General features: G+C 39.5%; 1 pseudogene. It reads right to left on the bottom strand.

The annotated features are described in order from the left end of the window. Positions 1-188 (bottom strand): annotated as a pseudogene (locus tag B9N71_RS12860) (IS3 family transposase); the annotation flags it as partial. Positions 189-253: the final 65 nt, after the last annotated feature.

The following is a 253-nucleotide window of genomic DNA, read 5'->3' as shown; positions in this document are numbered from 1 at the left end:
TCCCTTGCATCATGAAGCAGGCTTGGCGCACCCAAACGGGCTTTATGTTGCCAATACTGTTTTTGGATATACTCGCTGAGTTTAGCTGATTTGTTTGCTCTTTTTAACCAAGCATAATAACCCGATGAACTGACACCAAGTAATGAGCATATCCTAGTAACGGGATAGCAGGTTAAATGATTTTTCATATAAGCGTACTTCATCGACTTGGATTGTTGATGAAGTACACATGCGCCTTTTTTAGTATATCATT

The sequence above is a fragment of the Gilliamella bombi genome (genome assembly GCF_900103255.1).
GTDB lineage: Bacteria > Pseudomonadota > Gammaproteobacteria > Enterobacterales > Orbaceae > Gilliamella > Gilliamella bombi.
The sequence above is the reverse complement of the archived record's forward strand: the minus strand, read 5'-3'. Positions and strand labels throughout refer to the sequence as shown.